Origin of the sequence: Streptomyces sp. HSG2, assembly GCF_016598575.1 — a bacterium.
In the GTDB taxonomy this organism is placed as follows: Bacteria; Actinomycetota; Actinomycetes; order Streptomycetales; family Streptomycetaceae; genus Streptomyces.
In genome coordinates, this window is record NZ_CP066801.1 from 763,308 (window position 1) to 787,406 (window position 24,099).

The 24,099-nt window shown below is 73.3% G+C and carries 22 protein-coding genes and 1 pseudogene; 15 read left to right on the plus strand and 8 right to left on the minus strand.

Going from position 1 to position 24,099, the window contains the following annotated elements:
* Positions 1-136 precede the first annotated feature (136 nt).
* From JEK78_RS02865 to JEK78_RS02875, 3 genes are all read left to right on the plus strand, one after another.
* On the plus strand, positions 137-577 hold the full coding sequence (locus JEK78_RS02865; RefSeq protein WP_200262523.1) for an SRPBCC family protein: 441 nt from the start codon (positions 137-139) through the stop codon (positions 575-577).
* A 393-nt stretch (positions 578-970) separates the two neighbouring features.
* Positions 971-2,635 (plus strand): PucR family transcriptional regulator, encoded by a 1,665-nt coding sequence (locus JEK78_RS02870; RefSeq protein WP_200262524.1) that lies wholly within the window; start codon positions 971-973, stop codon positions 2,633-2,635.
* A 280-nt stretch (positions 2,636-2,915) separates the two neighbouring features.
* Complete coding sequence (locus JEK78_RS02875; RefSeq protein ID WP_200262525.1) at positions 2,916-3,698, plus strand: hypothetical protein; 783 nt, start codon at positions 2,916-2,918, stop codon at positions 3,696-3,698.
* A 60-nt stretch (positions 3,699-3,758) separates the two neighbouring features.
* On the opposite strand, the gene JEK78_RS02880 is transcribed toward JEK78_RS02875, so the two are convergent.
* Positions 3,759-4,556 carry a GntR family transcriptional regulator gene (locus JEK78_RS02880; protein ID WP_242483243.1) on the minus strand — a complete coding sequence of 266 codons (798 nt, stop codon included), beginning with the start codon at positions 4,554-4,556 and terminating at the stop codon, positions 3,759-3,761.
* 1,058 nt (positions 4,557-5,614) lie between these two features.
* On the opposite strand from JEK78_RS02880, the gene JEK78_RS02885 reads away from it, so the two are divergent.
* On the plus strand, positions 5,615-6,673 hold the full coding sequence (locus JEK78_RS02885) for a DUF2637 domain-containing protein (protein ID WP_200262527.1): 1,059 nt from the start codon (positions 5,615-5,617) through the stop codon (positions 6,671-6,673).
* Positions 6,674-6,854: 181 nt separating this feature from the next.
* Here JEK78_RS02885 and JEK78_RS02890 read toward each other — a convergent pair whose 3' ends face one another.
* Positions 6,855-7,280, minus strand: coding sequence for an ATP-binding protein (locus JEK78_RS02890; protein WP_242483354.1), 426 nt, complete (start codon positions 7,278-7,280; stop codon positions 6,855-6,857).
* A gap of 371 nt (positions 7,281-7,651) precedes the next feature.
* Here JEK78_RS02890 and JEK78_RS02895 point away from each other — a divergent pair, with 371 nt between their 5' ends.
* Together JEK78_RS02895 and JEK78_RS02900 are read left to right on the plus strand one after the other, a co-directional pair.
* Complete coding sequence (locus tag JEK78_RS02895; protein ID WP_200262529.1) at positions 7,652-8,722, plus strand: helix-turn-helix domain-containing protein; 1,071 nt, start codon at positions 7,652-7,654, stop codon at positions 8,720-8,722.
* 27 nt (positions 8,723-8,749) lie between these two features.
* Positions 8,750-9,232 carry a DUF456 domain-containing protein gene (locus tag JEK78_RS02900; RefSeq protein WP_200262530.1) on the plus strand — a complete coding sequence of 161 codons (483 nt, stop codon included), beginning with the start codon at positions 8,750-8,752 and terminating at the stop codon, positions 9,230-9,232.
* Positions 9,233-9,337: 105 nt separating this feature from the next.
* Here JEK78_RS02900 and rsgA read toward each other — a convergent pair whose 3' ends face one another.
* From rsgA to JEK78_RS02915, 3 genes and pseudogenes are all read right to left on the minus strand, one after another.
* A complete protein-coding gene (gene rsgA / locus JEK78_RS02905) occupies positions 9,338-10,498 on the minus strand; it encodes a ribosome small subunit-dependent GTPase A (protein WP_242483244.1) in 1,161 nt (386 codons plus the stop codon).
* A gap of 301 nt (positions 10,499-10,799) precedes the next feature.
* The gene (locus JEK78_RS02910; protein WP_200262531.1) at positions 10,800-12,119 is read right to left on the minus strand and encodes a radical SAM protein; all 1,320 of its coding nucleotides are present in this window, start codon (positions 12,117-12,119) and stop codon (positions 10,800-10,802) included.
* Positions 12,120-12,431: 312 nt separating this feature from the next.
* Positions 12,432-12,764, minus strand: a pseudogene (locus tag JEK78_RS02915) (zinc ribbon domain-containing protein); the annotation flags it as partial.
* A 19-nt stretch (positions 12,765-12,783) separates the two neighbouring features.
* Here JEK78_RS02915 and mmuM point away from each other — a divergent pair.
* Entirely contained in the window at positions 12,784-13,710 is a 927-nt protein-coding gene (gene mmuM / locus JEK78_RS02920) for a homocysteine S-methyltransferase (RefSeq protein WP_200262532.1), read from the plus strand.
* Positions 13,711-13,856: 146 nt separating this feature from the next.
* Here the strand turns inward: mmuM and JEK78_RS02925 are convergent, their stop codons facing one another.
* Positions 13,857-14,471 carry a DinB family protein gene (locus JEK78_RS02925; RefSeq protein WP_200262533.1) on the minus strand — a complete coding sequence of 205 codons (615 nt, stop codon included), beginning with the start codon at positions 14,469-14,471 and terminating at the stop codon, positions 13,857-13,859.
* Between the two features lie 126 nt (positions 14,472-14,597).
* Positions 14,598-15,272, minus strand: a complete 675-nt coding sequence (locus tag JEK78_RS02930; protein WP_242483245.1) for a hypothetical protein — start codon at positions 15,270-15,272, stop codon at positions 14,598-14,600.
* 90 nt (positions 15,273-15,362) lie between these two features.
* Between JEK78_RS02930 and JEK78_RS02935 the strand changes: the two genes are divergently transcribed.
* Positions 15,363-15,761: a VOC family protein gene (locus JEK78_RS02935; protein WP_200262534.1), complete on the plus strand. Its 399-nt coding sequence runs from the start codon at positions 15,363-15,365 to the stop codon at positions 15,759-15,761.
* 43 nt (positions 15,762-15,804) lie between these two features.
* Here the strand turns inward: JEK78_RS02935 and JEK78_RS02940 are convergent, their stop codons facing one another.
* The gene (locus tag JEK78_RS02940) at positions 15,805-16,977 is read right to left on the minus strand and encodes a YihY/virulence factor BrkB family protein (RefSeq protein ID WP_242483246.1); all 1,173 of its coding nucleotides are present in this window, start codon (positions 16,975-16,977) and stop codon (positions 15,805-15,807) included.
* A 353-nt stretch (positions 16,978-17,330) separates the two neighbouring features.
* On the opposite strand from JEK78_RS02940, the gene JEK78_RS02945 reads away from it, so the two are divergent.
* The 7 genes from JEK78_RS02945 to cysD all read left to right on the plus strand — a co-directional run bounded on the left by JEK78_RS02945 (position 17,331) and on the right by cysD (position 24,099).
* On the plus strand, positions 17,331-18,662 hold the full coding sequence (locus JEK78_RS02945) for a hypothetical protein (RefSeq protein ID WP_200262535.1): 1,332 nt from the start codon (positions 17,331-17,333) through the stop codon (positions 18,660-18,662).
* A 360-nt stretch (positions 18,663-19,022) separates the two neighbouring features.
* On the plus strand, positions 19,023-19,598 hold the full coding sequence (locus JEK78_RS02950; RefSeq protein WP_200262536.1) for a GNAT family N-acetyltransferase: 576 nt from the start codon (positions 19,023-19,025) through the stop codon (positions 19,596-19,598).
* A gap of 422 nt (positions 19,599-20,020) precedes the next feature.
* Entirely contained in the window at positions 20,021-21,712 is a 1,692-nt protein-coding gene (locus tag JEK78_RS02955; RefSeq protein WP_200262537.1) for a nitrite/sulfite reductase, read from the plus strand.
* Positions 21,709-21,888 (plus strand): hypothetical protein, encoded by a 180-nt coding sequence (locus tag JEK78_RS02960; protein WP_200262538.1) that lies wholly within the window; start codon positions 21,709-21,711, stop codon positions 21,886-21,888. Before JEK78_RS02955 ends, JEK78_RS02960 begins: the two co-directional genes overlap by 4 nt.
* Positions 21,885-22,595: a phosphoadenylyl-sulfate reductase gene (locus tag JEK78_RS02965; protein ID WP_200262539.1), complete on the plus strand. Its 711-nt coding sequence runs from the start codon at positions 21,885-21,887 to the stop codon at positions 22,593-22,595. Before JEK78_RS02960 ends, JEK78_RS02965 begins: the two co-directional genes overlap by 4 nt.
* Positions 22,592-23,167 carry an adenylyl-sulfate kinase gene (gene cysC, locus JEK78_RS02970; RefSeq protein WP_200262540.1) on the plus strand — a complete coding sequence of 192 codons (576 nt, stop codon included), beginning with the start codon at positions 22,592-22,594 and terminating at the stop codon, positions 23,165-23,167. Before JEK78_RS02965 ends, cysC begins: the two co-directional genes overlap by 4 nt.
* Complete coding sequence (gene cysD / locus JEK78_RS02975; protein WP_200262541.1) at positions 23,164-24,099, plus strand: sulfate adenylyltransferase subunit CysD; 936 nt, start codon at positions 23,164-23,166, stop codon at positions 24,097-24,099. The genes cysC and cysD overlap by 4 nt, the downstream gene beginning before the upstream one ends.

Consider the following 24,099-nt stretch of genomic DNA (forward strand, 5'->3'; position numbering starts at 1 on the left):
CTCCTCGGGATCGAGCCGGGGGGCGTTGCGGGTCACCACGAGCGGCCCGCAGCGCCCCCTTTCCAAGTCGCCGAGTGGCGGCGCCCTCCCCCCGTGGCGCGTCGCCCGGGTGCCGTGCGCTGCCTACGATCGCTAGGTGGTCACTTTCTTCCTTGAGCGCACGGCACCGCTGCCTCCGCGCGAGGCTTGGCGCAGGATCACCCGATGGCATCACCACGGAGCGACGGTGCCCTTGACGCGGGTCACCGTGGTGACTCCCCCGCCGTCCGGCCCGGGCACCCGGATCGTGGCGCGCACGGGCCTGGGTCCGATCGGTTTCGACGATCCGATGGACGTCACGACGTGGCGACCCCCCGACGGCGACCGGCCCGGGCTCTGCCGACTGGAGAAGAGGGGGCGGCTCGTCACCGGCTGGGCGGAGCTGGAGGTCCGGCCCGCGCCCGGCGACCGGAGCCGGGTGGGGTGGCGCGAGGAGGTGGAGGTGCGAGGGTTTCCCTCGGCGCTCGACGGGCTTGTCGCGCGATCGGGACGCGCGCTCTTCGGCAGGGAGGTCGACCGTCTCCTCCGACTGCCGTGACGCGCGGGCGGCGGGGCCCGTGACGGAGGAGGGCCTCGATCGGACGAACACCGGAGGGATGGGGCGTCCGCCTCCTCTCGGGGGGCGGACGCGGAGGGACCGCGCAGTGGGTCGGGCCGAGCGGACGGCATGGCACCGGGAGCGCGTCCGAACGGCGGCGAGGGTCGGCGTTCGTGCGCGGAACCGCCGAAGCCGTTCGCCGGGAAGCATGGTCATCTTGTAGATTCGTATGAACGGACAGCCCCGGCCCACCACCCGCTTCCGGCGGCGCGGGACGGCCGTGCCGAGCGCCTCCGAGCGCGTGGGCCGCAGGGCACCGGAACCGGGTCGCGTTCCTCCGAGGGCTGCCCGCGACCATCGGACCGACCACGACAGAGAACGGCGGCGACGAGGATGCGGCTGCGCGCCCTGCTGGACACCGACGTGCTGGGCCTCAGGCTGATCGGCGGCGAGGACGAACTGGACCGGCCCGTCCGCGGCGTGATGACCACCGACCTGCGGGATCCGGGCCGCTATCTCTCCGGCGGGGAGCTGGTCCTCACCGGACTCGCCTGGCGCCGCGACGCCGAGGACTCCGAGTCCTTCGTCGGGGTCCTGACCCGGGCCGGCGTCGCCGCCCTCGCCGTCGGCGAGGCCGAACTCGGCAGTGTGCCGCAGGACTTGGTGGAGGCCTGCGCACGTCATCGCCTGCCGCTCCTCTCGGTGGACGTCTCGGTGGCGTTCGCCACGATCACCGAACACGTCGTGCGCAAGGTGTCAGGCGAGCGCGCCGGGGACCTCGCCGCCGTGGTGGAACGGCACCGGCGAATGTTGACTCCCGGCGGCGCCGGCGGCCCGGGCGGTGTCCTGGACCTCCTGGGCTCCGACCTGGACCTGCGGGCCTGGGTTCTGTCGCCGACCGGCCGGCCCCTGGCCCACTCCCACGCCTCGGGTCCGGGGCTCGCGGCGGACGTGCGCGCACGCTTGGCGGCCGAGCACCTCGGGGCCGGACGAGGGGAGCGGAGGAGGCCCCACCGGATCGCCCTGGGGCGGACGTGGTACAGCCTCTTCCCGGTGCGCGGCGCGGACGAGGCCCCCGGCTCTCCCGCGCGGGAGACACCCCTGTCCCAATGGCTGCTGGTCGTCGAGGGGGACGCGGGAGAGTGGGACGCCCGGCGCCTGGACCTGCTGGAGGGGGTCACGCAGCTGATCTCCGCGGAACGGGACCGCGGGGAGGCCTCCCGGAAGATGCGCAGGCGCCTGGCCCAGGAGATCCTCGACCTGCTGCTGGGCGGCGCACCGCCCGCCGAGGTCGCCGCCCGGCTCAGGGTCGCGGGCCCGGTGCTTCTCCCCGGTCTGGGGGCGGCCCCCCACTGGCGGGTCGTGGTGGCCCGGGCGGACTGGGACGACGGCGGGACCGACGGCGGCCGCGTGGCCCGGACCCTGCTGGAGGAGATCCTCGGCGGCCACGGCGAAGCCGGGCCGGAGGTCGTGGACCGCGTCGCCGTGGCCCACGACGGAGAGGAGGCCGTCGCCCTGGTGCCACTGCCCGCGTCGCCGGAGGAGCCGGAGGGCGCCGGGGCCGGTCTCCTCACGGAGACTCTGCCGGACTCCGTCCGGGAGGCGTTGGCCACCGGGCTGGACGGCGCGGGACGGATCACCCTGGGCGTGTCCGCCCCGGTCCCGTCGGCGGAGGGGCTGCGAGGGGCGCTGGAGGAGGCCCGCCACGCCCGACGGGTCGCCGGGGCCCGGCCGGGTCGGGTGGCGGCGGCCGGTCACCAGGAACTGGCCTCCCACGTACTGCTGCTGCCGTTCGTCCCCGACGACGTCCGTCGGGCCTTCACCGCCAGACTCCTGGACCCCCTGCGGGACTACGACAGCCGCCACCGCTCCGAACTCGTGCCGACGTTGGAGGCCTTCCTGGACGCCGACGGCTCCTGGACCCGGTGCGCCGCCCGCCTCCATCTGCACGTCAACACCTTGCGCTACCGGGTCGGCAGGATCGAGCAGTTGACCGGACGGGACCTCTCCCGGCTGGAGGACAAGCTCGACTTCTGCCTGGCGCTCCGGATGAGCTGAACCCGCCGCCGAGCGGCGGCGCGACCGGCGGCTTTGTGAAAAGTTTCACCCACCCTCTTGGCCCCACCGGTCGTTCCGTGCTGAGATGCCGCCAACACCCGACGGTACGGCGCCGCGACAGGGCCCGGCCGGCTCGGCGGCGGCTTCCTCGGCGCGCCGCGGCCGGGGCCGCGCGCGTGCGTCGGCGGGGCCCGGAGGCGACGCGGCCCCCGCCGCACGGCGCGCGCCAGGCCCCGCCACCCCGGGTTGACCGGCACGACTCGGCCTAGGGGAGGGCAACGTGGCGCATCCCGCCATGTCCGGTTCGGGCACGGGAACGACCCCGGTCGACGACCGGCTCCAGGCCGCGGTGTGGCGTCTGCGCTCACGCGGGTGCTGGTCCGAGGCGGCGGCGCTGCTGGAGCCGACCACGGCGACCGCGGCGCTGCGACGGGCCGGGCTCCTGGTGGAGCGGTGCCTCTACACCGAGTGGGGGTGGTCGGAGGCGGAGGAGGCGCTGCGCGCCGCCGAGGCACTGGCGGGGGACGACGAGGAACGGGGAGCCGCGGCCTGCGAGCGGGGCGGGCTCGCGTACGCGGCCACCTGGCACGGCGTACGCGACCGCGCGGACGAGGCACGGGCGGCTCTCGGGCGGGCCGCGGCGCTGATCCCGCCAGACTCGCCCGTACGGGCACGCCTCGACTTCGGGCGTGGGCTCCTGGCACAGAACCTGACCGCCTCGCCCCAGGCGGCCCGCGCGGCCTATCGCCGCGCGCACGCGTCCGCCATCGCCCACGGCGACCCGCTGCTCCTCTCCTCCACCTGGCGCCACCTGGCCCAGCTCGATCTGGCGGAGGGAAAGTTACCGGAGGCGCGGCACGGGTTCGCCGAGTCCCTGCGTCTGCGCGAGGACCAGGGCCACCTCGTCGGCGCGGTCGCCGCCCTGATGTCGCTGGCGGACACGGTGCCGGAACCGGACACGTCCCGGCTGCGCGAGGAGGCCCGGCGCCTGCACCGACTGCTGGGCGGTGTCCCCACCTGGCTGACCCGAGCGCCCGTCCCGCCGGGGCCGGAACCACGCTGAGGGGCCGTCGTCCCGTGAGGACATCGGCGAGGCGTGGCCCGGGACGTCGACGGACCCGGCTCAGTCCGACGCGGCGAAGTGCTCCGCGGCCAGGGCCGCCACGGCCTCCACGTCGCCCACCGCCAACGCGTCCAGCAGGACGGTGTGCTGCTGGGCGTCGACCACCAGGCCCGCTCCGCGGACGGGAGCGACGCCGACCCACGGCCCCTGGGCCCGCCGGTGCAGCTCGTCCGCGACGCGCAGCAGCTGCCGATTTCCCGAGAGCGCCAGGAGCGAACGGTGGAAGGCCCGGTCCGCCTCTCCGTAGGTGGCCGGACAACCGGTGGAGGCCGCACGGACCGCGGCGTCCGCCCGGGGACGCAGCTCCGCCCAGCGTTCGGCGGGAACGGTGCGGGCCAGTCTCAAGATCACCGGTATCTCCAGCAACGCCCGGACCTCCGCCAGCTCGGCCAGCTCGCGCGCGCCGCGCGCGACCACGCGGAACCCCCGGTTGGGCAGGACCTCCACGGCCCCCTCGACGGCGAGCTGCTGCATCGCCTCCCGGACGGGGGTGGCGGAGGCTCCGAAACGCTCCCCCAGGGCCGGGGCCGAATAGATCTCCCCCGGGGACAGCTCGCCGGTGGACAGCGCGGCGCGCAGGGCGGAGAGGATCTGTCCCCGCACCGAGACGCGCCGCATCGGAGGTCGGGAACGGGGGGCGGGAGGGGGCGTGAGGTCGCGCGTGTGCTCGCCGCGCACGGATCCCGCCCGGTCCGCCGACTCGACCACGCCCCGTCCCGGAGAGGGGTCCCACGGGGCCTGGGCGGCGCGGGGGCGGGTCGCCTCCACCTCGGCGAGGCGCTGAGCGGTCTGCTTCACGACTCCTCCAGAGGCGTGTAGGTGGGCGTTTCGGTGTGTTCGCTCCAGGGCGGCCGATACCGCCCGGAAAGCACGATAGGCGCCACGGCCGCCGGTGCACATCCCCCCGAGCCCATGCGCTCCTCGTCGACACCCGCGCAGCATCGATCAATATCTATCTCATTTCAGTCAGATGTGATCGCAACGCCCCAGCAGTTGATCGATTTTCGGCCAATCTACGAAGTCCGCCGTGGCTCGCGTGAAGCGCGGACTTCCCCGCCCGAGAGGAGGCGCCCCTTCCCGGCCGGCGAAACCCGCCGCCCACGCCCTCCCGCCGTCCCCTCGGAGGCCGGCGCCCTCCTCCGAGACGCCGCCCCGGCCTCCGGGCGATCGGGGGAGGAGTAGGCGAGGCCTCGGGCACGAGGGGAGGTCCGGATCGCCGTGTACCCCTCGTCTCGGACGACGCCGCACCGGACGCGCCCACCGCCGGGAGAACGCCCGGGCGCACGGAGGACGGGCGGGTTCCGACGTGATCGCCGAGGTCGGCCATCACCCATGCACGTGGCCTGCCTGCCCGACGCCACCCTTGCGCCCCACCGCCACGCCCCGGAAACCGGCTCCCTCGTCGCGTACGGCCCGGCCACCCCGACGTCGTCCCCGGGGCCGGCCGGTCACCCGCCCGACGACTCGGAACATGGCCCCGCGCGGGGAGGGGCCCGGTGGGGCGACCGACCTCGCGGACGCGGCGGCGCGCCCGGCGGGCGGGCCGGCCGATGCGTGTGCCGTCGGAAGCGGCCGGCCGAGGCTCATGTCACCCGTGCGGGCGCCGGCGACGCGGAGCGGATCGCCGGACTCCTCGGCGACGGGCCGACCTGCGGCCGGAGAGGCACGGGCCCCTCCGGGGAGTCGGCGTGTTCGAGCACGCTGCCGCACGTCGCGATCACGTTCGGGCGTGAAGTCGCCCCAGAGGGATCGCCCGTCACCAGTTGGCGGCCTGTTGCCCGAAAACCCCTGACGGTCACGGACGTTGGGCCACTATGGCGGGCGTTACGTCCTTCCCAAGCCACAGGGGACCCCATATGAGACTGACCGACATATCGCTGAGCTGGCTGCTCCCGGGCGCCGTACTGCTCCTGGGCATGTTGGCGGCGGTGGCGGTGCTGGCGCGCGGCAAGCGCGCGGCGGGGAAGGACGCGAGCGCCGACGACTCCTGGGAACGCTCCGAGGAACGCAGACGCCGCAAGGAAGCCCTGTACGCCACCGTCTCCTACGTCCTGCTGTTCTGCTGCGCCGCCGTCGCCGCCGCGCTCTCCTTCCACGGACTGGTCGGCTTCGGCGAGCAGAACCTCGGTCTGAGCGGGGGGTGGCAGTACCTCGTCCCGTTCGGCCTGGACGGCGCGGCGATGTTCTGCTCGGTGCTCGCGGTCCGTGAAGCCAGCCACGGCGACGCCGCGCTGGGCTCCCGGATCCTGGTGTGGACCTTCGCCTTCGCCGCCGCGTGGTTCAACTGGGTACACGCCCCGCGGGGCGCGGGACACGCGGGTGCCCCGCACTTCTTCGCGGGCATGTCCCTCTCGGCGGCGGTGCTCTTCGACCGGGCGCTCAAGCAGACCCGCAGAGCAGCGCTCCGGGAACAGGGGCTGGTACCGCGTCCGCTGCCCCAGATCCGGATCGTGCGCTGGCTTCGAGCACCCCGTGAGACCTATCGCGCCTGGTCGCTGATGCTGCTCGAAGGGGTGCGCAGCCTCGACGAAGCCGTCGAGGAGGTCCGCGAGGACCAGCGCCGCAAGGAGGAGGAGCGACTGCGCCGACGCGACCAGGAGCGTCTGGAACGCGCCCGGCTGAAGGCCATCAGCCGCGGACAACGAGGCCTGATCGGGCGCGGCGGGCGACAGGTGGACGTGGCGGTGCAGGCCGTGGAGCGAGGTACGGAACGGGCGGCGACGGAGCCGGCCATACCGCCTCAGCCCGCGCCCGAACAGCTCCCTGCCCCGCCCCGACGCCCCTCCCTCCAGCCGGTGCGCGACAAGGGTGACGCCGTCACGGTGGATCTGACCGCCGAGGACGACACGCAGGCTCTGCCCCGGTTGGACTCACTGGAGCGCAAACTGAAGGATCTGGAGCAACAGTTCGGCTGAGCCGGGCACCCCGTGCCCCGACCGACGGTGCCGACGGTCGGGGCACGGCCTCCGTCGCGCCCCTTCGAACACCCGGTGAGGGGGCGCGACACGGGGCCCGGCGAGGCACTCTCGCCCGGTGCGACGCGAGTGCCTCGCCGGGCCTCACGGTTCGACGCCCCCCCGCGAGGCGTCGATCGTCTCACGCGGCCTCCGCCGCCTCCGGTGAACCGGCCCGCGCCTCCAGCTCGAACCAGACGGCCTTGCCCACCCCGTGCGCCCGCACTCCCCAGGCGTCGGCGAGCGACCGCACCAACATCAGACCCCGGCCGTGTGTGTCGGCGTCCGGCGCGGGCCGGCACGCCCTGGGGAACAGCCCGACGAAGTCCCGGACCTCCACCCGCAGCACGCGCGGCCCCACCGTGGCCTTGAGTACCGCGTCCAGGTCCGTGTGGACCAAGGCGTTGGTGACCAGCTCCCCGGCGAGCAGCTCGGCGACGTCCGACTGCCCGGGCGTGCCCCAGTGCCGCAGCAGCGCGCGCAACGCCTGGCGGGTCGCGGGCACGGCCCGCAGGTCGGCCCGACCGAGACGGCGGCTGATCGACCACGGCTGCGGCCCTCGACCCAGGCCCGCCGCCGTCGCGCCCCCGGCCCCCGGGGAGACTCCGCGGCCCGCCGGTGTGGTCCCGATCGGCGTGAAACCGCCGACTGCCGTCCTTCTCACGCTGTCCCCCCTCCCGCCTCGGGCCGAGGCGTCCGCCCCCACCCGCTCGTACACGTTCCCATCAGATCCTTGCCCCCCTCGACGCGCGCCAGTCCTCCCCGAGGCGACGACCTGACGTCTGGACCGGCCGAGGGCGCGCGGGAAACCCAGGTGGAGGGCTTGGCAAGGAGACCGCGCCTGGCACGATGATGATCTGCGACAGGTTCACGTCGTGGCCGGTTTCCATCGGGCCCGCGGGTGACCGCGGGCCCGCGACTCGGGAGGGGTGGCGCCTGGTGTTGGGAGTGCTGGGTCTGGAAGAGCGGCAGGAGTCGGTCTACCGGGCGCTGGTGGCCATCGGCGCGGGCGACGTGCCGGATCTCGCGCGGGGCCTGGCCCTCGACGAGCGGGACACCGAGCGGGCGCTGCGTCGGTTGGAACAGCGCGGGCTGGCGACCCGGTCGTCGTCCGGGCCCGGCCGGTGGGTGGCGGCGCCGCCGGGTGTCGCACTAGGCGCGCTCCTGTCCCGCCGACGGCACGAGCTGGAGAAGGCCGAACTGGCCGCCGCCTTGCTGGCGGAGGAGCATCGTGTGGCGACGGCGGAGCCGGCCGTGCGGGACCTGGTGGAGGTGGTGATCGGCGCCACGGCGATGGCCCAGCGGGTGCTCCAGCTGCGCCTCGGCGCGACGGAGGAGGTCTGCGCGCTGGTCGTCGGGGGCCTTCCGACCGCCGACGGCCGACACCACGGAAGCGGGGCACGGAAGGGTGTCGGTGAGGTCCGACACCGGGTGGTGCTGGAGCGCTCGGTCCTGGATCGGGGGCAGAGCGTCGCCGAGCTGACCGCCGGGGTGGGGTGGGGCGAGGAGATCAGGATCGCGGACCGGCTACCGACCGGACTGATGATCGCCGACGGGTCGTGCGCGCTGGTGCCACTGGCGGCTCCCTCGGCGGAGCCCTCGGCGCTGATCGTGCGCGCCGGCGGCCTTCTGCGGCTGTTGTCGGCTCTGTTCGAATCGGTCTGGCGGGACGCGCTCCCCCTTCGGCTGGGCGCGTCCGAGGGGCTCGAAGGTTCCGAGGAGAGTCACCTCGGACCCGACCCCACCGACCTGGAGATCCTCTCCCTGCTGTTGGCGGGCCTGACCGACGCCAGCGTCGCCAAACACCTGGAGCTGGGGCTGCGCACCGTCCAACGTCGGGTGAGACGGCTCATGGAAATGGCGGGTGTGACGACTCGCCTCCAGTTGGGCTGGCACGCGTACGAGCGCGGGTGGGTGGCGCGCGAGCACCGGACCCGCTCGGCGCCGGGCCGGACCGCCCGCGACGCCCTCCGGGGCGCGGGTCCGACTGGTCCGCGTGGAACTGCGTGAACCCGCGCGCTCCGGCACTCTGGGCGGATGGGAGTGCTGGACCTCCTGCTGGTCGGCCTGGTCGTCCTGCTGGGGCTGTGCGGTGTACCGGTACCCGGCGTGCCCGGGTCCTTGCTCGTCTGGGCGGCCGTGCTCTGGTGGGCGCTCAAGGATCCTCAGCCGCTCTCGTGGGCCGTCCTGATGGGCTCCACGGCGGTCCTCCTCGTCTCCAGGGCGGTGCGCTGGGCACTGCCGCCACGACGGCTCGGGGCCAAGGGCGCCGACGGGCGACTCTTGGCCTACGGCTGCGCGGGCGCGTTCCTCGGCTTCGTGCTCGTGCCCGTCGTCGGCGCGGTGCCCGGCTTCATGGGCGGCGTCTACCTGGCCGAACGGACGCGTCTGGGCCGACACGCGGAGGCGATGGCCTCCCTGCGCACGACCATGCGCAGGGGCGGCTCCGGCGTGCTGACCGAACTGCTGGCCTGCCTCGTGATCACGGCCGCCTGGCTCGGCGCGGTCCTGGCCGGGTAGGTCCGTCTCTCCTCGGGCGCGTCGCCGGCGGTCCACGGTCCGCGGGACGGCCGGGTGTCTTCAGGGCGCGAAGACACCCGGCCGGAGCCGGAGGGCGGCCGCGGTTCAGCGACCCTGACGAGCGCGCTTGGCCGCCATGGCGGCCCTTCCCTCGGCGCCGCGCCTCTTGTGTTCCTTCCTCAGCTCCGCCCGGGCCCGGGCGTCGCTCTTCGCCACGATGTGCCGGTTCTCCCGCGACAACTTGCGGTAGCTCTCCAGCCTCCGCACCGGCAGATCACCGACCTCGACCGCCGCCAGCACGGCGCATCCGGGCTCGCTTGCGTGGGCGCAGTCGTCGAACCGACACCGTGCGGCGAGATCCTCGATGTCCGCGAAGGTCCGCGAGACACCCACGGAGGCGTCCCACAGGCCGACACCGCGCAACCCGGGAGTGTCGATCAACGCGCCCCCACCGGGCATGACGAACAGGTCGCGGGTGGTCGTGGTGTGCCTGCCCTTGCCATCGCCCTCCCGGACCGGCCCCGTCTCCACGCGATCCCGGCCCAGAATCGCGTTGACCAGTGTGGACTTTCCGGCCCCCGACTGTCCGAGCATCACGGTGGTGCCGCCTGCGACCGTCGCCGCGAGCACGTCCAGACCCTCTCCGGTCGGCGCGCTGACGGTCAGCACCGGGACTCCCGGCGCGCACGCCTCGACATCCCGCGCCAGGTACGCCCTGGTCCCCGGGTCGGGCACGAGGTCGGCCTTGGTCAGGACGACGATCGGACGCGCGCCGGTGGCGGGCGCCGCGGACGCCGGCGCCGCGCGCCCCGCGCTGGACAGGGCCAGCGCCAGGAACCTCTCGATGCGCGCCGGATCGAGATCGAGGGCGAGCGAGACACAGACGGCGACGTGATCGATGTTGGCGGCCAGCACCTGCCCCTCCGCGCGCTTGGAAGACGTCGAACGCACGAAGGCCGTCCGGCGAGGCAGGAGCGTCCGGACGTACCGGGGGTCGACGCCCGTCGGGTCGACGGCGACCCAGTCGCCGGTGCAGACGATCTCCATCGGGTCGCGCGGGACGACGAACCCGGTGTCGGCCCGGACCGTGCCGGCCGGCGTGACGACGTCGCACCGGCCGCGATCGACGCGCACCACCCGGCCGGGTACCAGGCCGCGCTCGGCGTACGGGGCGAAAGCCGCGGTCCAGCCATCGTCCCAGCCGTAGGCGGCCAGCGGCTGCCCGCCACCGGGGCCGTGGAAGGTGTCGAGGGAGGTATCGGACAAGGGAGAACCCTTCGAAGGGTGATCCCCGCGGCGCGCTCGACGGTGAAGAGCGCGCGAGACGTCAGTCGGGGACCACGAGAGCGGAAGAGGGGATGGACTCCGAAACGCGGGCAGCGCCCGCCGCGATGACCGTCGTCACTGTCCTCACCTCCTGCTACTCCGAGACGCCTTCGTCCTCTCCCCGAAACGCCGATACGCCGGTGCGCCACGCTGCGGCCCACCCGGGGACGAGAACGACCCTATCCCCCGCCCGGAGGCGGCCACCACCGCTTTTCCCCGGCCCGGCCGCCCCGGGGCGCCCTCACACCTCGACGGTGTCGTCCGCCGGCAGGCTGTCCATGAAAGAGCTGACCGAGAACACCGCCCGGCCGGCGCCCGGCGACCCGTATCCCGGAGGGGACGACAGCCCGAAGTCCTCCATCGTCTCGCGGTAGGCCTGGAGCAGCCGGATGTGATACTCCAGCGGCGCGCCCTGCGGATTGGCCTTGCCCAACGGCGTGGTGGGCTCGGGGCACCACGTGGTGAACCGGGGGGTGATGCCCCGCGACATGAAGAAGCGCAGGCCCTCGGTGGTGGAGGCGATGGCCTCGTCGACCGAGGTGAAGCCGAACGGCTCGGCCATCTCGATTCCCGCCACGAAGTTCGGGATGACGTTGCGCGCGCCGAACACCTCGGCGGAGTCCAGGACCCGCCGGTGCCACTCGTCGCGGCCCACGTACCGCTCCTTGCCAGGGCAGTACATCTTGAACAGGTACTCGTCCCACACCTCGTAGTTGGGGTGGTAGATCTGCACGCCGTAGTCCTTGAACCGCTGCACGTCGTCGCGCGGCAGCGCCTGTGCCACCACCTTGCCGATCCAGCGGCCGGGGAATCGCTCCTCGATGGCCTTGGCGTAGCGGCCGTAGAAATCGGCCTCGTCCCTCCCGCCGACCGTCTTGGTGATGGCTCCGCCCGTGAGCGTGTAGGCGGTGGAGGTCCCGGCCGTGTCGTACCGGTCGATGATCTCCAGTGCCTCCAGCACCTCCTCGACGTCCTTCACCCCGGTGTAGGGCCGGCCGGCCGCCTTGTGCTGACGCCAGTTGTGGTTGATGTCGCAGTACTGGCACTCCTCCTTGGCACCGAAGTACTGGCAGACCCGGAAGACGGTCAGGTAGATCAGATAGCCCCACTGGATGGTCGGGGCCACCTCCATCACCGACTTCCCGTTGGACAGGGTGTGCCGGTAGTACTCGGGCATCGGCGGGACCCCGACGTCGGCGATGCGCGCGCCGTCGAGATACAGGCCGAGCATGCCGCCGTCGTCGGCGGCCACGCGATACGGCGAGGACGGGTTCACCCGGACCGACACCACGGTGCGCCGCAGGTCGTAGGGGCCACCGGTGAGGATGATCTCCTCGGGGGGCCGGCGCAGAGCGGCCTCGCCCAGCTCCGGCAGGGTCCCGTGGTCGAAGGAGAAGATGAAGTACGACTTCGGCTTCACCTCGCCCCCCTCGTTGTCGCTGAGGGCGGAAGCGTCGAAGGCCACCCCGCCGCGGAGCAGATCCTCCTTGAAGACCGCTTCGCGCGGTACGTGCGGGAAGCGGTCCATCAGATCCTCGACCAGCGCGGTACGGCTGCCCATCCCGTGTCTCCTCCCGACCTCAGGCACTCGACCTCTCACCGTATGCCCCCGCCCCCGCCCCCGTCCCGGCGGGTCCCCCTCGGTCGGTGTCCGGGGACCGGCGGCGGCCGTCCCCCTCCGGGCCGGCGCGCCTCCGGTCGCCCCGGGGACCCACCCGCGGCCGCTCCGAGCCACCGACACCCGTCCGAGGAGGGAGCGCGCGGAGGCCATCGACTCCCGCACCCCCGGAAGGGGGACGTAACCTCGGGGCTTGGCTTCCTCCCCCTCCTGCCGGAGGGGGATTCCCAGGGCTCGCGCCGTGGGTTCACCGCTTCACCGCCGACCGCCCGGAGTGCTCCGTTGAGGTCTCACACCGGCTCCACAGACAGACGCCGTCGGCCCGACGGCCAGAATGTTCTTCGCCGCGTTCACGTCCCGGTCGTGGGTCGTCCCGCAGTCGCACGCTCGGGTGCGGACGTTCAACGGCATCTCGCCCCGCGAGGTGCCGCGGGTCGAGCACAGCCTGGAGGCGGGGAACCACCGGTCGACCGCGATCACCTCACGGCCGTACCACCGAGCCTTGTACTCCAGCGTGCTCCGGAACTCCGACGACGCCGCGTCACCGATGACGCGCGCCAGGCTCAGGTTCCTCACCATGTCGCGGACGGCACAAAGGGGAGTCCCGATGACCGGTGACCTCGTCGACGCGCTGCGCTCGGGCGGTCTCGTCCTGGACGGCGGCCTCTCCACTCAGCTGGAGGCGGCCGGTCACGACCTGACGGACGCGCTGTGGTCCGCCCGTCTGCTGACGGACCGCCCCGAGGCCGTCGCCGCGGCGCACCACGCCTACTACTGCGCCGGAGCGGACGTGGTGATCACGGCGAGCTACCAGGCGACGTTCGAGGGGTTCGCGGCCCGCGGCGTGGACCGGGACAGGGCGGCGGAGTCGCTCCGGCTCAGCGTGGACCTGGCGCGCCGCGCGGCCCGCCGGGCGGGCACCGACCGCCGGCGGTGGGTCGCGGCGTCGGCGGGCCCCTACGGCGCGATGCTCGCCGACGGCTCCGAGTACCGGGGGCGGTACGGGCTCACCGTCGGGGAGCTGGAGCGCTTCCACCGCCCGCGTCTGGAGGTGCTCGCCTCGGCTCGCCCGGACGCGCTGGCCCTGGAGACGGTGCCGGACACCGAGGAGGCCGAGGCCCTGGTGCGGGCGGTGCGCGGGCTGGACGTCCCGGTCTGGCTCAGCTACACGGCGGCCGGGGACCGCACGCGGGCCGGGCAGCCCCTCGAGGAGGCGTTCGCCTTGGCCGACGCCTGCGACGAGGTGGTCGCGATCGGTGTGAACTGCTGCGCCCCCGAGGACGTCGCGAGCGCTCTCGCCACCGCGTCCCGGGTGTCGGGGAAGCCGCTCGTCGCCTACCCCAACAGTGGCGAGACCTGGGACGCCCGGTCCGGCACCTGGCGCGGACGTCCCACCCTCGCCCCGGGCCTGGTCCGATCGTGGAGGGCGGCCGGTGCCCGACTGATCGGCGGGTGTTGCCGGGTGGGTCCCGAGACCGTACGGGACATCGCCCGGACCCTGGCCGAACCCGACCCCGGTGGACGCCTCCCCTGATCCTCGCGGGGCGGGCGGCCCGAGCTACGCGAAGGTGGGACCGGGACTCGTCCCGGCACCGCGAGGCGAAGCGGGAATCCATCCGAGACCGAGGCCTTCAACGGCGAGGTAGGCGGGAATCGCCGTGCTTCAGAGCGGCGAGGATGTCAACGACGCGCCTGCGACGCGCCGGCCCTGGCGGCCTCGGCCTCCCTCGCCGAGGCCTCCACACGGGCCCGATACTCCCGGTACCAGTCGGCGTCGCCGCCGTCCACGTTCGTCTTGCCCTCCCGCATGCCCACCCTGCCGTCGATCGACTCCCGGAGGATGTCGGCGTGGCCGGCGTGGCGGTGGGTCTCGGCGACCAGATGCAGCATCACGCGGCGGAGCGTGACGGTCTCGCCCTCGCCCCACCAGGCGACGTGGCCCACGGCGTCGAGGGGAAGCGCGGCGATCGTCTCGTCGGAGTGTGCCCAGGCGCGCCGGTAGAGGTCCAGGACCTCCTCCCGGGACTCCTCGGCCGTCGCCCACATGTCCGCGTTGGGCTCACAGTCCGCCTCGTGCCGGGGCAACGACTCGCCGTGCGGGCGGTCGAAGACAAGACCCAGGTAGCCGAACTCGACGGAGGCCAGATGCTTGACCAGACCCAGGAGGTTGGTGCCGGTCGGGGTCATGGGGCGTCGGGAGTCGTACTCGGACAACCCCTCCAACTTCCAGACGATCCCCTCGCGCGCGGCCTTCAGGTACCCGTGCAGGTCGTTCTTGTGTTCGTCTACCGTCATGGCCCGAGTATCGCCCCGACCACCGACGTCCCACTCGACGGGCATCGAGGTCCCGATCGGCGCGGGGTGGGGCGAGGACGGGAACACCGAGTCGTCGCCAGAGGTCGGCTCGCCGGACCGTCGGGGTCAACCGCCCTCGCCCACGCCGTTGTAGGGGGCCCCGTCTCCGTGCGGGGGCAGGTCGCCGCGTTCCGCCGGGGGGCGTGTGGCGGCGGGATCGGCGGGTGGCGGAACCGGCCCGGCCTCCGCGCGTCGGACGGCGTCGATCGCGGCGCGCAGGTGGTCGAGCGGGACCTCCTCCCGGTCCGCCGTGACGCCGACGACGTAGCCCGACTCGGGGCGGGCGTACCCGTGCGCCCGCCCGGTCTCCAGACGCCAGAGCCCGCCGTCCTGTTCGCAGGTGTTCCACCGCTCTTCGCAGGAATCGGCGTCGAGGTCGCCGCGTTCGACGCGGAGGGTGAACGAGCCAGGACCCTCGTGGGGGACGTAGACGGCGGAGAAGCCGTCGTCGCCGTGGACGCCGACGGATCGCTCGGCGAGACGATAGCCGGGTACCTCGGTGAGGTGCACGAGTTCCGGCGCCGCTCCGCCGGAGCCGGCGCGTCTCACGATCTCGGCGTCGGAGACGGTGGCGTCGGACGCCGCGGCCTCGCCGGCGCGTTCGGAGGGGGATGCCGCGTCCCGCTCGGCACCGCAGGCCGTCAGAACCAGGGTCAGCAGGAGCGGCGTCAGGGAACCGAAGCCGCGCGGGGTCCGGGCGTCGACCGCGGGACGGGCGAGGGGGCGCGAGAGACTGGGCACGGCCTCATCCTGTCAGGCACACGCCATACGCGTTCTCGAAACGTCGGAAGCCCCGGCGTGGCGCGCGCCGCCCGTCGCTAGGGTGGCGACATGAACACACGCTTCGACGCCATCGGCGTGATCGTCTCCGACATGACCGCGTCCGTCTCCTTCTACCGTCGTCTCGGTTTCGCCTTTCCCGAGGGGTCCGAACGGCAGCCGCACGCCGAGGCCGAACTCCCCGGTGGTCTGCGGCTGATGTTGGACACCGAGGAGACGGTGCGTTCCTTCAACCCGGACTGGCGTCCGCCGACCGGCTCCGGTCGGACGTCGTTGGCCCTGCGGTGCGACGGGCCCGGCGAGGTGGACGCGGTGTACCGCGAGTTGGTCGCGGCGGGTTGCCGCGGGGAGTCGGAGCCGTGGGACGCCTTCTGGGGGCAGCGGTACGCCATCGTCGCGGACCCGGACGGCAACGCCGTCGACCTCTTCGCTCCTCTTCCGGCGAGCTAGCCCGCCCGGCGAGGCCGGCCGCGGCGGGACCGCCGCTCGCCCGTCACTCCGGAGCCTCGCCCCTCCGAGGCTCCCCACCCTCCGACTCCCCCTCCTCCGACCTCCGCCGGTCGCGGGGAGTGTGCCGGGCGTGGGTGCGCAGTCGGGCCGTGAAGTCCTCGGGGGGCAGGAAGCGGGACCAGCGTTCCGGGAACTCCGCCGGCATGTCGGGATCTGCCTCGCCGCTCCCCGCCGCGCGCGACACGTACTCGGCGACCTGCGCCTGCCGCTGGCGCTCGTTGGCCTCGCGAGCGGCGGCGGTGGCCGCGGCGGGCCAGACCCGGTCGATGGCGGCGTTCACCGCCGCGCCGACCAACACGGCGAAGGCGGAGACCCCGATCCACAGCAGGACGGCGACCGGAGCCGCGAGGGAGCCGTAGATGGTCGGTCCCTCGACGGTGTTGGTGAGGTAGATCCGCAGCAGGAAGCTGCCCAACACCCACATCCCCAGGGCCACCAGCGCTCCCGGCACGTCCTCGATCCACGGCGAGCGGACGGGCACGGACACGTGGTAAAGGGTGGTCAGGAAGGCCACGGACAAGACGATGACCACAGGCCAATACAACACCTGAACGAGCGTCGTGGACCACGGCACGAGCCCCACCACGGCGTCCGGGCCCGCCACCATCAGCGGCAGCGCGACCGAACCGATCAACAGTGCGACGAGGAACAGCAGGAAGGCCAACAGCCGGGTCCGGACGATGCCGCGTACCCCGTCGAGCCCGTACATCACGGTGATGGTGTCGATGAAGACGTTCACCGCGCGGGAGCCCGACCAGAGGGCGAAGAGGAAGCCAAGGGAGATGACGTCGGGTCTGCCGCCCCGCATCACGTCGTCCAGGATGGGGCGCGCGATCTGCTCCACACCGCGTTCGGACAGCACCGTCCGGGAGGCGTCGAGGATGTTGGCGCGCACGCTCTCCGTGGTGTCGGCGCCGGTCCACAGGTCGACGTAGCCGAGCAGGCCGATCACGCTGAGCAGCAGCGGCGGGACCGAGAGCAGGGTGAAGAAGGCGGCCTCGGCCGCCAGACCGAGGATCCGGTACTCCATGCACGAGTTGACGGTGTCCTTCAGCAGCAGCCAGGCCATCCTGCGCTTGGAGACGTTCCGGTAGAGGACACGGGCCCGGTGAAGGCGGCCGGAGGGCCGCTCGGGAGACTCGCTTGCTGGCTGCACGCCCCCAAGGTATATCCGCGACGGACCGGGCCCCCCACCCCCGCGCACCCCTGGTGGGTCGACATCGCCGCAGGCAACGGCGGTGTCGGCGAGCCCCCACGGGCCGCGCCGCGAGCCTCGGCGACGGCGATGCCCGCGCGTGCGTGCGCACGATCCGACGCCGCGCCGGGGTGCCGGGGCGACGGGTCCCCCGGGCCGGGGAGAGAGACGACCGCGCGGCCGTATCGCCTCGGCGCGCTCTCCCGTCCACACCCCGGCGGCCGTTCACCTGTCGTACCATCACACCCCGGGACACCCCGCCCTCGGTCGACACGCGGACCGACGCGGTCGGCTCAGGTCCCCGTGGAGGTGGGATGGGACATCGCGGCAGACACCGCCGGCGCAGGCGAGGCAGAGCGCTCCGGGCGGGCCTGGCCGGCACCGGACTCGCCCTGACCGCCGCCGCCACGCTGATCAGCGCCTCGCAGGCCACGGTCACGGACGACCCCGGGCGACTGGAGTCCCTGGGCCGGGCCGAGCGGGCGTCGTTGCGTCTGGTCGAGGACCGGGTGCCGGAGCACCGGCTGGACCGCCTCGCCGCGACGTTGGGCGCGCCCGAGGACGTGGCCGCGGTCCTCGGTTCCGCCGACGGGACGCTGGCCACGGGCGACGACTGCGCCTCCACCGTCCGCCCGGACCTTCCGATCGCACCGAGGGCCGCACGGTCGTTCTGTTGGGACGAGCGGGAGACGCGCGGCTGGCTCCCCGGCGGGGTGGCCGCCTCGGGGGACACCGACGGCCCGTCCGGGCCGGACGGGGTCGTGGTGGCCGGGTGGTCCCGTGACACGGGCGCTTCCGCGGGGGGTGGGCTCGCCCGCGTCGACCTCGTCGCAGCGGACGACACGGTCCGGGGCGGAGGGACGTCGGACCGGGAGGGGCCGCGTCGGGCCTCCGCCCTGCTGGTCGTGCCGGTGGAGGGAGGCGACGACTACCGGGGGCTGGCCTCGCCGGTGGAGGGGATCGTGCGGCACCGGGACAAGCTGCTGGTGACCGCCGGTCCCGGCGACCGTAACGCGTTGTACGTGTTCGATCTCGACCGGTTCCACCGGGCGAACGTGGAGTCCGCCGCCGTCGGCCGGGTTCCCGGTGGCTGGGCGGCGCTCGGCCACCGCCACGTCCTGCCGGCCGTCGCCGCTTACCGGATGCCCGGTGGGCCGGGGGTGCCTCGGCCCTCCGTTCTCTCCCTGGATCGTGGCACCAGCCCGCCCGGACTGGTCGCCGGCGAGTGGGTGGACCCGGACACCGACGGCCCGACACGGCTGTGGCGCTACGCCTTCAGCTCGGAACCGGGGCGGGCGGGACTGCCCGCCGCGGACTCGGCCGGCCGGGTGGAGGCACGGGAGGCGTACCGGACGGGGGCGAACGGCGTGGCGGGGGTGTTGACCCACCGGCCGGCGGGCCGGGAGCGGGCCGGATGGTACCTGGGTCGTGTCGCCGGTGACGGGGACACCGGGCGGGCGTCGTTGGTACGCCAGGATTCCGAGGGAACCCGGGCGGTGGTGTGCGGAGCCGACCGTTCACAGCGCTGCTGGAGTCTCGACGCGGGCGCCCTGTCCTACCGCGCGGGGACGGACGAGGTCTGGTCGCGCTCCGGTCGCGTGCTCTTCGCGGTTCCGCTGGCCGCGATCGACGACGTCCTCGATTGAGGCCCGTTTCGAGGGTCGCGTCGTGGGCACCGCGCACCCCGGGGACCGGGCGCGTCCGTGGTGTCCGCCGCGTCCTCCCGGTCGGTCGGGTGCCGTTGGGCCGTCGTCGCGCACCGCCCGGCGACGGCGCCGGTCGACAGCGGGGCGGGGATGATTCTTGTGTGGCGAGGTTGAAAGCCCGCTTCACGTGGGTGGTCTTCACGGTTCACATACCATCCCATCAGCTTGTGACGGAGTGTGGGCGGTCGGGGGCGGACGCCGGTTCGCCCCGGCGGCGAACCGGCTTTCCCCGCCCCGTTCCGCGGGAGCTTCGTTTCCTCCCCCGGCCGAAGCCGGGGGAATCCACGAAGGAGAGCCCCGATGAACACCATCGCCGTGACCACCTGGTCCCTGGAGCAGACCGCGCCGACCGATCTTCGACCGGCGGCCCACCCAAAGGAGGACGTACGGGTGCTGCGGGCCGAGGTCCCCTCCCCCGAGTTCAGCCGGTTCCTCTACTGCTCGGTGGGCGGGGACGTCCGCTGGACGGACCGGCTCGGCTGGACGTACGCCCGGTGGCGGGAGTACCTCCGGCGTCCCGGGGTGGAGACCTGGGTGGCCTGGGAGCGGGGAACGCCGGCCGGCTACCTGGAGTTGTCCCCGGACAGGGACGCGGACGTGGAGATCGTCTATTTCGGCTTGATTCCGTCCTTCCGCGGCAGGGGGATCGGGGGGCACCTGCTCTCCGTCGGGGCGGCGCGTGCCTGGGATCTCGCCGACCGGCGGCCCGGCTTGCCGGCGACTCGGCGAGTGTGGCTGCACACCTGCAGCGAGGACGGCCCGTACGCGATGGAGAACTACCGGCGCCGCGGCTTCCGACTGTTCGACACCCGGGTCGAGCGGGTGCCGCCGGCTCCGATGCCGGGGCCGTGGCCCGGCGCCCTTCCCGCCGGCTGAGGCCAGGAGCGGACCGCTTGGGGGACGACTGGTCGGGCGTGTCGGCGGGGCGACGCCGGGAGGGACCGTCGGCCCGTGCGCGGGCGGCCCCCGGCCGAGACGACACCCCTTCCATCTCACCAAGCGAGACAATATCGTCCATATAACGGACGATGCTGGACGGTCTCCGGAGCGCCGTGCCACGCTTCCGCCATGCCTGGAACGGGAACCGCCTTGGTGAGTCGACGCCACGTCGACCTCGGCCGCATGTCCAGCGCCATGTGTCCGGTGCGCTGACCTTCCCCGGAAGCCCCGCCCCCTTCGTCGCCTCACGTCACCGCGCGCTCCTCGGCGCGCAGGTCAGGACGTGCCACGCGGCGATGCCTCCCGACGGCGCCCCGCGCCGACTCCCGTACCCCGCTGCCCCGAAGGACGTGTCACGCATGGCCGCCACCCCGAACGACGCCGCGACAACCCCCCGCAAGGCCGGTCGCCACCGCGGCGAGGGCCAGTGGGCGGCGGGGCACTTCACTCCGCTCAACGGCAACGAGCAGTTCAAGCGGGACGACGACGGTCTCAATGTGCGGACACGTATTGAGACGATCTACGCCAAGCGCGGTTTCGACTCGATCGACCCGCAGGACCTGCGCGGCCGGATGCGGTGGTGGGGCCTCTACACCCAGCGCAAGGCCGGGATCGACGGCGGCAGGACGGCGGTTCTGGAACCGGAGGAGCTGGAGGACCGTTATTTCATGCTCCGCGTCCGTGTCGACGGCGGGCGGCTGACCACCCGTCAACTGCGGGTCGTCGGCGAGATCTCCCAGGAGTTCGCGCGGGGCACGGCCGATCTCACCGACCGACAGAACGTGCAGTACCACTGGATCCGCATCGAGGACGTGCCCGAGATCTGGAACCGTCTGGAGGCCGTCGGCCTCTCCACGACGGAGGCGTGCGGTGACACCCCTCGGGTGATCCTCGGCTCGCCCGTCGCCGGCATCGCCGCCGACGAGATCATCGACGGCACCCCCGCCATCGAGGAGATCCAGCGCCGCGTGGTCGGGAACCCGGCGTTCTCCAACCTCCCGCGCAAGTTCAAGTCGGCGATCTCCGGATCGCCCTCGCTCGACGTGGCGCACGAGATCAACGACATCGCCTTCGTCGGCGTCGAGCACCCGGAGCACGGACCGGGCTTCGATCTGTGGGTGGGCGGAGGCCTCTCGACCAACCCGAAGATCGGCGTCCGCCTCGGCGCCTGGGTCCCCCTGGAGGAGGTGGCGGACGTCCACGAGGCCGTCGTCTCGGTCTTCCGGGACCACGGCTACCGGCGCCTTCGCACCAGGGCCCGACTGAAGTTCCTGGTCGCCGACTGGGGCGCGGAGAAGTTCCGTCGCGTGCTGGAGGAGGACTACCTGGGGCGGGCGCTGCGGGACGGTCCGGCGCCGGCCGAGCCCTCCGCGCGATGGCGCGACCACGTGGGCGTCCACCGGCAGCGGGACGGCCTCCACTACGTGGGGTTCGCCCCGCGCGTCGGCCGGGTGGACGGTGCCACCCTGACGAAGATCGCCGATCTGGCGGAGGCCCACGGGTCGGGCCGGGTGCGGACCACCGCCGAACAGAAGATGATCATCCTGGACGTCCCCCGAGACCGGGTCGACTCCTTGGTCGAGTCCCTCCAGGCGCTCGACCTCACCGCGTCGCCCTCTCCCTTCCGGCGAGGGACCATGGCGTGCACCGGCATCGAGTACTGCAAGCTGGCCATCGTCGAGACCAAGGCGCGGGGCGCCTCGCTGATCGACGAACTGGAGCGCCGCCTGCCGGACTTCGAGGAACCGATCACCATCAACCTCAACGGCTGCCCGAACGCCTGTGCGCGGATCCAGGTCGCGGACATCGGCCTGAAGGGACAGCTCGTCATGAACGACCGCGGCGAGCAGGTCGAGGGCTACCAGGTGCACCTCGGCGGCGCGCTGGGGCTCCAGCCGGGGTTCGGCCGCAAGGTGCGGGGGCTCAAGGTGACCTCCGAGGAGCTGCCCGACTACGTCGAACGGCTGCTGCGCCGCTTCCGGGAGGAACGCCTGCCCGACGAGCGGTTCGCGACCTGGGCCGCGCGTGCCGGCGAGGAGTCGCTGTCGTGAGCGAGCGCGCGGCCCCCTTCTACTGCCCCTATTGCGGCGACGAGGACCTGCGCCCCGGGGAACAGGGCCACGGCGCCTGGGAGTGCGCGGCGTGCAACCGGGGCTTCCGACTGGCGTTCCTCGGACTCCTCGCCCGGGGAACGAGGATCGCCCCGACGGGAGGGGACGACCGATGACCGCGGTCCCCCGGGAGCGCACGCCGGAGGAACTCCGGGCGCTCGCGAAACGCGCAGGACGGGAGTTGGAGGAGGCCACCGCGGACGAGATCCTCCGCTGGGCCGCCGACGCCTTCGGCCCCGGCCTCTGTGTGACCTCCTCGATGGAGGACGCGGTCGTCGCCCACCTCGCCTCGAAGGCACGACCCGGCGTCGCCGTGCTCTTCCTCGACACCGGCTACCACTTCCCCGAGACCCTGGGAACCCGTGACGCGGTCGCCGCCGTCATGGACGTCGACGTCCACACCCTCACCCCTGCCCGGACGGTCGCCGAGCAGGACGCCGCGTACGGCCCCCGGCTCCACGACCGTGACCCGGACCTGTGCTGCGCGTTGCGCAAGGTACGACCCCTCGACGAGGGGCTGCGGCACTACGTCGCCTGGGCGACCGGGCTGCGCCGCGACGAGTCCCCGACCCGGGCCGGTACGCCGGTCGTCGGATGGGACGACAAGCGACAGAAAGTGAAGATATCCCCGATCGCCCGATGGACAGAGGAAGACGTGGCAGTGTACGTCGCCGAACACGGCGTCCTCACCAATCCGTTGCTGGCGGACGGCTACGCCTCGGTCGGCTGCGCTCCGTGCACCCGACGAGTGGCCGAGGGCGAGGACGCCCGTGCGGGCCGCTGGTCGGGCCTGGCCAAGACCGAATGCGGACTGCACGGATGACGACGACCAACCGGAACCGGACACAGGAGAACCACGTGACGAGCGGAGCCACCGTGTGGCTGACCGGGCTGCCGAGCGCGGGGAAGACCACGATCGCCGGGGCGTTGGCCGAGCGACTGGGTGCGGAGGGACGACGTGTGGAGGTCCTCGACGGCGACGAGGTCCGCGCGTTCCTCTCCGCCGGCCTCGGGTTCACGCGCGAGGACCGCAGGACGCATGTGGAGCGCGTGGGGTTCGTGGCGGAGTTGCTCGCCCGCAACGGCGTCCTCGCGCTCGTCCCGGTGATCGCGCCGTACGCGGACAGCCGGGAGGCGGTGCGCGAGAGGCACCGGGCGAACGGCACCCCCTACCTGGAGGTGCACGTCGCGACGCCGTTGGAAGTGTGCTCGGACCGCGATGTCAAGGGCCTGTACGCCAGGCAGGCGGCCGGCGAGATGAGCGGTCTGACCGGTGTCGACGACCCGTACGAGGTGCCGGAGCGACCCGACGCGCGCATCGCGTCGCAGGACCAGACCGTCGAGGAGTCGGCCGCGGTGGTGCACGCGCTGCTGAGCGAGAGGAGCCTGGCGTGACGACGACCCTCGGCACCGACGGGCCACCGCACACCCCGCCCCCGCTCTCGCACCTGGACGCCCTGGAGTCGGAGGCGGTGCACGTCCTGCGCGAGGTGGCCGGGGAGTTCGAGCGCCCGGTGATCCTCTTCTCCGGCGGCAAGGACTCCATCGTCATGCTGCACCTCGCCCTCAAGGCCTTCGCCCCGGCGCCCGTCCCCTTCGCCCTGTTGCACGTGGACACCGGACACAACTTCCCGGAGGTCCTGGCCCACCGCGACCGGACCGTCGCCCGACACGACCTGCGCCTGCACGTGGCCTCCGTCCAGGACTACCTCGACCGAGGACTCCTCCACGAACGGCCCGACGGCACCCGCAACCCGCTCCAGACCCTCCCACTGACCGACGCGATCCGCGAGGGGCGCTTCGACGCGGTCTTCGGCGGCGGCCGGCGCGACGAGGAGAAGGCCCGTGCCAAGGAACGTGTGTTCTCGCTCCGCGACGAGTTCTCCCAGTGGGATCCGCGCCGCCAACGCCCGGAACTGTGGAACCTCTACAACGGCCGGCACCGCCCCGGTGAACACGTCCGCGTCTTCCCCCTGTCCAACTGGACCGAGTTGGACGTCTGGCAGTACATCGCCCGCGAGACGATCGAACTGCCCTCTCTCTACTACGCGCACGAGCGGGAGGTCTTCGTCCGGGACGGGATGTGGCTCACCGCCGGTGACTGGGGCGGCCCCGCCGAAGACGAGCCCGTCGTGAAACGGCGCGTGCGCTACCGCACCGTCGGCGACATGTCCTGCACCGGCGCCGTGGACTCGGACGCCGACACCATCGACAAGGTCATCGACGAGATCGCCGCCTCCTCCCTGACGGAGCGCGGCGCGACCCGGGCCGACGACCGTCTCTCCGAGGCCTCGATGGAAGACCGCAAGCGCGAGGGGTACTTCTGA

Excerpts from the sequence above, each read along its gene's own strand:
- JEK78_RS02870 (WP_200262524.1), top strand. The coding sequence starts at position 971 with ATGCGGCTGCGCGCCCTGCTGGACACCGACGTGCTGGGCCTCAGGCTG.
- JEK78_RS02885 (WP_200262527.1), top strand. The coding sequence starts at position 5,615 with ATGAGACTGACCGACATATCGCTGAGCTGGCTGCTCCCGGGCGCCGTA.
- JEK78_RS02900 (WP_200262530.1), top strand. The coding sequence starts at position 8,750 with ATGGGAGTGCTGGACCTCCTGCTGGTCGGCCTGGTCGTCCTGCTGGGG.
- JEK78_RS02910 (WP_200262531.1), bottom strand. The coding sequence starts at position 12,119 with ATGGGCAGCCGTACCGCGCTGGTCGAGGATCTGATGGACCGCTTCCCG.
- mmuM (WP_200262532.1), top strand. The coding sequence starts at position 12,784 with ATGACCGGTGACCTCGTCGACGCGCTGCGCTCGGGCGGTCTCGTCCTG.
- JEK78_RS02925 (WP_200262533.1), bottom strand. The coding sequence starts at position 14,471 with ATGACGGTAGACGAACACAAGAACGACCTGCACGGGTACCTGAAGGCC.
- JEK78_RS02935 (WP_200262534.1), top strand. The coding sequence starts at position 15,363 with ATGAACACACGCTTCGACGCCATCGGCGTGATCGTCTCCGACATGACC.
- JEK78_RS02945 (WP_200262535.1), top strand. The coding sequence starts at position 17,331 with ATGGGACATCGCGGCAGACACCGCCGGCGCAGGCGAGGCAGAGCGCTC.
- JEK78_RS02950 (WP_200262536.1), top strand. The coding sequence starts at position 19,023 with ATGAACACCATCGCCGTGACCACCTGGTCCCTGGAGCAGACCGCGCCG.
- JEK78_RS02955 (WP_200262537.1), top strand. The coding sequence starts at position 20,021 with ATGGCCGCCACCCCGAACGACGCCGCGACAACCCCCCGCAAGGCCGGT.
- JEK78_RS02965 (WP_200262539.1), top strand. The coding sequence starts at position 21,885 with ATGACCGCGGTCCCCCGGGAGCGCACGCCGGAGGAACTCCGGGCGCTC.
- cysC (WP_200262540.1), top strand. The coding sequence starts at position 22,592 with ATGACGACGACCAACCGGAACCGGACACAGGAGAACCACGTGACGAGC.